7 protein-coding genes are annotated in these 6,208 nt (G+C 38.4%); 4 read left to right on the forward strand and 3 right to left on the reverse strand.

The features are described 5' to 3' along the window. Positions 1–844: 844 nt before the first annotated feature. A complete protein-coding gene (locus ACFIO3_RS01115) occupies positions 845–970 on the forward strand; it encodes a hypothetical protein (protein ID WP_375704031.1) in 126 nt (41 codons plus the stop codon). Between the two features lie 18 nt (positions 971–988). Here the strand turns inward: ACFIO3_RS01115 and ilvD are convergent, their stop codons facing one another. From ilvD to ACFIO3_RS01130, 3 genes are all read right to left on the reverse strand, one after another. Next, positions 989–2,827: a dihydroxy-acid dehydratase gene (gene ilvD / locus ACFIO3_RS01120; protein WP_375614905.1), complete on the reverse strand. Its 1,839-nt coding sequence runs from the start codon at positions 2,825–2,827 to the stop codon at positions 989–991. Positions 2,828–3,789: 962 nt separating this feature from the next. Continuing rightward, positions 3,790–4,041: a DUF1150 family protein gene (locus ACFIO3_RS01125; protein WP_375606172.1), complete on the reverse strand. Its 252-nt coding sequence runs from the start codon at positions 4,039–4,041 to the stop codon at positions 3,790–3,792. A gap of 26 nt (positions 4,042–4,067) precedes the next feature. After that, the gene (locus ACFIO3_RS01130; protein ID WP_375606171.1) at positions 4,068–4,499 is read right to left on the reverse strand and encodes an Hsp20 family protein; all 432 of its coding nucleotides are present in this window, start codon (positions 4,497–4,499) and stop codon (positions 4,068–4,070) included. Positions 4,500–4,621: 122 nt separating this feature from the next. Here ACFIO3_RS01130 and nth point away from each other — a divergent pair, with 122 nt between their 5' ends. The 3 genes from nth to rplT all read left to right on the forward strand — a co-directional run bounded on the left by nth (position 4,622) and on the right by rplT (position 6,155). Next, positions 4,622–5,362 (forward strand): endonuclease III, encoded by a 741-nt coding sequence (gene nth, locus ACFIO3_RS01135; RefSeq protein WP_375606170.1) that lies wholly within the window; start codon positions 4,622–4,624, stop codon positions 5,360–5,362. Between the two features lie 154 nt (positions 5,363–5,516). Next, entirely contained in the window at positions 5,517–5,720 is a 204-nt protein-coding gene (gene rpmI, locus ACFIO3_RS01140; protein ID WP_183193590.1) for a 50S ribosomal protein L35, read from the forward strand. A gap of 33 nt (positions 5,721–5,753) precedes the next feature. Beyond that, the gene (gene rplT / locus ACFIO3_RS01145; protein WP_012230420.1) at positions 5,754–6,155 is read left to right on the forward strand and encodes a 50S ribosomal protein L20; all 402 of its coding nucleotides are present in this window, start codon (positions 5,754–5,756) and stop codon (positions 6,153–6,155) included. Positions 6,156–6,208: the final 53 nt, after the last annotated feature.

Raw genomic sequence — 6,208 nt, forward strand, 5'->3', positions numbered from 1 at the left:
ATTACGCTTTTTCTTTATATTTCAAATGATAAAGAACTCTTTTACTGTTTCCACATGAATCATATAATTAAGTATATCAATGATATTCTAATTGCATTTTATTTTCCTAAAAAAAGCTTTTGAAATCCTTCCCAACCTTAAACGACGAAGATTTCCACTCGAATTTGATCTGTAAACAGTCCCAATTCTAGCGGCTTCCTCTTAAGCTTCCCACTCATGTAATTAACTTACACAAGGACTTGACAAACAAGCCTAAGAATATTCACAACTCACGTTAAAAACACTTAAATGTTGAAAGCTTTCTTATATCCCACGTCTCAATGACAGTGTTTTATAGCCCAACAAAATAATATCACCAGTACAATAAATATCTTTCATAAGATGAGTAATAAGAGATCATAACCTTGCATAAAACTAGAATATGATATGAAAAGCGCTTGATACGACCTCACCTGTCTTACACAACTACTAAAAAAAATCCGCAGCAGCTTTTATAAATTTTATGCATCGCCTTTTAATCATACTTACGATAACTCAAAATATCCTGATAAGCTCATAAACTTATCCGCTTAGAATATCGTGCAAAAGATACCAAAAAATCTCTTAGAGGACTATCTTTCTTTTATAAGTCAATACATTGATTTATAATTAAAGTTTAGCGTTATTGAACTTGAATTAGCCCCCCCAAATATCGTAAGATTCTTTCATTTCAAGCCTGTTTATCTTAAACCAATCAAAATCACTTGCTTGCACATCACAAGCGGGATGAGTGTGTGGGAAAAACTATAATACAAATGCCTCTTATGAACCCCAAGGATTGTAGCAACATCCATGAGCTGGCAAAGTGTGTGATGGTGCCGGCTTGCTTCTTCTCAAGCGTAAAGATGGGGCTGTTCAATGGATTTATCGTTATACCATTCATAGGTACCGTCGCAAAATGCGCTTGGGAGCATTGAGAGATGTCTCTTAAAACGCATCCTTTATCTCATCAAATATTACGAACTGCACCCTTTGAAGCAGATGTGGTCATCGCTGCATAAGCTTTGAGAGCCTTTGAAATTTTACGCTGACGCTTCTCAACCGGTTGCCAAGCACCTTTTCCTTTTGCTTCCATCTTAGCACGACGCTGCCTCATTTCAATGTCATCAACCAATATATGAATGCTACGATTTGGAATATCAATTTCTATGATATCCCCCTCTTCTACCAACGCAATTTCTCCTCCTTCAGCAGCTTCTGGTGAAATATGTCCTATCGAGAGCCCTGAGCTCCCCCCTGAAAAACGTCCATCCGTAACAAGTGCACAAACCTTGCCCAATCCTTTAGATTTGAGATAACTCGTTGGATAGAGCATTTCTTGCATTCCAGGTCCACCACGAGGACCTTCATAACGGATTAAAACAATTTCACCTGTTTTAATCTTATCCGTTAATATAGCTGAAACAGCTGAATCTTGGCTTTCAAAAATTCTTGCTGGACCTTTAAAGGTTAAAATTGACTGATCAACACCTGCTGTCTTTACAATACAGCCATCTTTTGCAAGATTTCCATAAAGAACTGCCAATCCTCCATCTTGTGAATAAGCATGTTTCCTATCGCGAATCACACCTTTTTCACGATCAAGATCAAGAGTCTCATAGCGACTAGATTGGCTAAAAGCGGTTTGGGTTGGAATGCCACCTGGAGCAGCACGATAAAATGCACGAACTGTTGGTTCATTGGTTTGTTTTACATCCCAACGGTACAAAGCTTCTTTCATCGTTTTTGCGTGAACCGTATAAGTTGACGTATCAATGAGTCCCGCCGCATCCAATTCGCCTAAAAGCCCCATAATACCACCGGCACGATGAACATCTTCCATATGCACATTCGCAACAGAAGGAGCAACCTTGCATAAAACAGGAACACGACGTGAAAGATGATCAATATCCGCCATGGTAAAATCCACCTCACCTTCTTGCGCCGCTGCTAAAAGATGCAGTACTGTATTGGTTGATCCTCCCATGGCAATATCAACGGTCATTGCATTTTCAAAAGCCTTGCGTGAAGCAATAGAGCGTGGCAAAACTGTTTCATCATCTTCTTCATAATAACGCTTAACCAATGTAACAATCTGTTTTCCAGCTTCTTCAAAAAGCATCCGTCGATCTGCATGTGTTGCTAGCATTGATCCATTTCCGGGAAGCGAAAGCCCCAATGCTTCCGTTAAACAATTCATAGAGTTGGCCGTAAACATTCCTGAACAAGAACCACATGTAGGACAAGCAGCGCGCTCCATTTCAGCAACTTCTTCTTCTGAATTCTGTTCTGAAGCTGCTGCGACCATGGCATCAACCAAATCAACCATTAGATCTTGATCTTTCCATTTAATCTTACCTGCTTCCATAGGACCGCCTGAAACAAAGATTGTTGGAATATTCAACCGTAAAGCAGCCATTAACATACCAGGCGTAATTTTGTCACAATTAGAAATACAGACAAGTGCATCCGCACAATGTGCATTAACCATATACTCTACAGAATCAGCAATAATTTCGCGTGAAGGCAAAGAATAAAGCATTCCATCATGCCCCATCGCAATTCCATCATCTACAGCAATAGTGTTAAACTCTTTCGCAACACCACCAGCAACGGCTATCTGTTGTGCAACCAATTGCCCAAGATCCTTTAAATGGACATGTCCTGGTACAAATTGTGTAAAAGAATTCGCAATCGCAATAATGGGTTTACCAAAATCTGCATCTTTCATCCCTGTTGCACGCCAAAGACCGCGGGCTCCTGCCATATTACGCCCGTGAGTCGATATTCTTGAACGGTAAGAAGGCATTATTTTTTTCCCCTCAAATAATTCCATTTTTCTTGTTGTGCTGTAACTTCATTATAAAAACAAGAGCTTTAGTATTCAAAAGAGAAAAATACCTTGGACTGAGACATTTGAAGCACAAAATTAAAAGATTTGCATCAACTTCCTCATAAAGCTTTTGTTTTTTCTATTCCTTATCAATCAACATCTCATCTCTGCATAACTCTATATTTGAGAAAAATGTCAAGACGATTCAGTGCAGTATGAACTGTTCTAGATTTTTGTATGCCAGATTTGATGGCTATATTGCGTCTATCTATTTGCGTAATTTCTGAAATTGGAAAGAATATAAAGGCATCGTGGTAAAAATCTATCATCTCCTTACAATTCAGCTTTACACCTTTCAAAAGCTTCCATAGTAATATCTTTTAAATAATGATGAGGCGCTGTCTCATACTTTTGTTTTTCACACTCTTCAATGGAGTTACCCCCTTAGGAAGAACAAAACACACCAAACAAAATACACTTGTATTGCCAATTTACGCATTCGTTTTAAAGAAACATTTCTCACTGCGCTCGAACTCAGTTCATGACAGCGCCCATAAAGGTATAACAGCCCTCGTGAATAATATAAACTTATGAGAAGCATCCTCACCACTTATGAAGAAGAAAACAAACACCATCATACATTTTACTCATCCCCAATGTTGCGAAGTCCTTGGCAATTAAGACAATTAAAAAGAGAGATTTTTATTCCTTTCTTCAAGTGTTTTTATCCACATGGCTCTCCTTGCTTATGACATCAAGTGACTTTAATTGTTTTAACATAAGAAGATCTCAAATGAGAGAACCTTATGATTTTCGGGACTCTCATTCCAGTTGTAAAAAATTAATTATGAATATAAATCAATGTCTTATATCATTATACCCTTTATGAGAAAAACGAATAGAATTTATAAAGAACTCCGTTTTTCTCGTAAGGAAATCTAGTGCAGAGTTACAATTTGTAGTTCATGCTCATTGGCTCCAGCAAGAGCGATAGAGCGTTCATCGGATAAAATGATAGGATAACCTGTTTCACCAAAGAGAGCCCATATGGTAATGCCTGGGGTCATTGGTGGAAGATCTGGAAAGTTTTTAGCCAAGTCATCTGTACAAACTTTTTTTAAATAGGCAATCTGTCCCGCATCAGAGTAGGCTGTGTTCTGAAACGATAAGTTTTGTTTATGTTCTCCCATTTCACGGTTCCTTTACGCCTTAACTTTTATGACTCACCACTACTGACTTTAATTGGAATCTGTTTTATTTCTTTTTTTAATCTTGGTTGATACAGATTAATTGATAAAAGACCATTTTTCAACTCCGCATTTGTGACATGCATCCCTTCCGCAAGAATAAAGATTCGCTGGAATTGTCGCGCAGCTATACCGCGATATAAATATTGATGATTTTGGTTGTCTGTTTGTTTACCATGAATAACCAATTGATTATCATCGAGCAAAATATTAAGATGATTAATCTTAAATCCAGCAACAGCCAAAGTTATCCGGATATGATTTGCATCATCGTTTTTATGTAAACGTTCAATGTTATAGGCTGGGTAAGCTTCATCAGCTTTACCGATACGTTGCAATGTTTTTTCTACGGTTTCAAATCCTAAAAGAAAAGGATTGGAGAAAGGCGTCACATGTGTCATTCATGAGTATCCTCTTTGAAAAGCGGCGTTACTTGACCAAACTCTATACAAAGTGTTCGCTGCATTCCTCTCATATGGCGAGCGTAAATGATAACTTCAAGAGAGAAAATTAAGAGAGTTCAATGACTCAACGTACCATAAAATTATCAAAAGCGCGAAATTTATCTAGTATATTATATAATAAAGATGAAGTTGCAGAAATATTTCGCCGTTTTTCTGTGCAACGCCCAGCGCCTAAGAGTGATCTTATCTATACAAATATTTTTACGCTTTTGGTGGCAGTTGTACTTTCAGCTCAAGCGACAGATGTAAGCGTTAATAAAGCGACAAAAGAATTATTTCGCCTTGCTGATCAACCGGAAAAAATGGTTGCATTAGGGGAAGAAGAAATAGCACTTCATATCCGTTCAATCGGTCTTTGGCGAGCAAAAGCACGCAATATTTATGCACTTTGCAACTGTTTAATTAATCAATATGGCGGTCAAGTCCCTGATACGCGTGAAGCACTTATGTCCCTCCCTGGAGTGGGACGAAAAACGGCTAATGTTGTTTTGAATGTTGCTTTTGGTCAACCTACATTGGCAGTAGATACACATATTTTTCGCTTAAGCAATCGTCTTGGTTTAGCGCCTGGCAAAACACCAGAGATTGTCGAAAAAAAATTATTAAAGATTATACCGATCTATTATCTTCGTCATGCGCATCATTGGCTAATTTTACATGGACGCTATATTTGTCAAGCACGTCAAGCAAAATGTGCGCAATGCATTATTGCCGATTTATGTAAAGCCGCAAGCAAAACAAATGCTATTCCGGCACCTCTGGTTGAAATTCAAGGCAATGGAGCGCCCATTTTTTTATAATACGGTCTTGCTATTTTGTGTATACTAGCTTATGAGAACATTTTTGGAACCGCCCGGCAGGGCATGCCGTGGCTGTTTAAATGCTTGTTCAAGCGTTGGTCCGCTTGATCAAATAAAATGTTTGATTGAATCAATTAATGTATGGAGTAGCAAAATGCCCAAGATGAAGACCAAATCATCCGCTAAAAAGCGGTTTAAAATCACTGCGTCAGGCAAAATTAAAGTAGCAGCTGCTGGTAAGCGCCACGGCATGATTAAGCGTTCGAATAAATTTATTCGCGATGCACGTGGAACAATGGTTTTGTGTGAACAAGATGCTAAAAAAGTCATTCAGCATTATTTGCCGAATGGTATTTAAACCTTACGCTTTTGATTTTGAGGAGATTATAATATGGCTCGTGTGAAAAGAGGTGTGACAGCACACGCTAAGCACAAAAAAGTTCTTAAACAAGCTGAAGGCTTTTATGGTCGACGTAAAAATACCATTCGTGCTGCTAAAGCAGCAGTTGATCGTTCAAAGCAGTATGCTTATCGTGACCGCAAAAATAGAAAGCGTACTTTCCGTGCTTTGTGGATTCAGAGAATTAATGCGGCTGTTCGTGCAGAAGGTTTAACTTATGGACGTTTTATTGATGGCTTATCAAAAGCCGGTATTGAAGTTGATCGTAAAGTTCTTTCAGACATAGCAATCTATGAGGCAGAAGCATTTTCTGCTCTAGTCGCTTCAGCAAAAAAAGCTTTAGAATATTTAAAAGACACAACACCTAATGCTTTTGAAGGCGCTGTCAAGTAAGCCAGTCGTGTTCTCTTAAAGCATTTATTTATTCGAGGTCCCGTGCTGGCTAT

The organism is Bartonella sp. AD328YNZD (genome assembly GCF_042196425.1).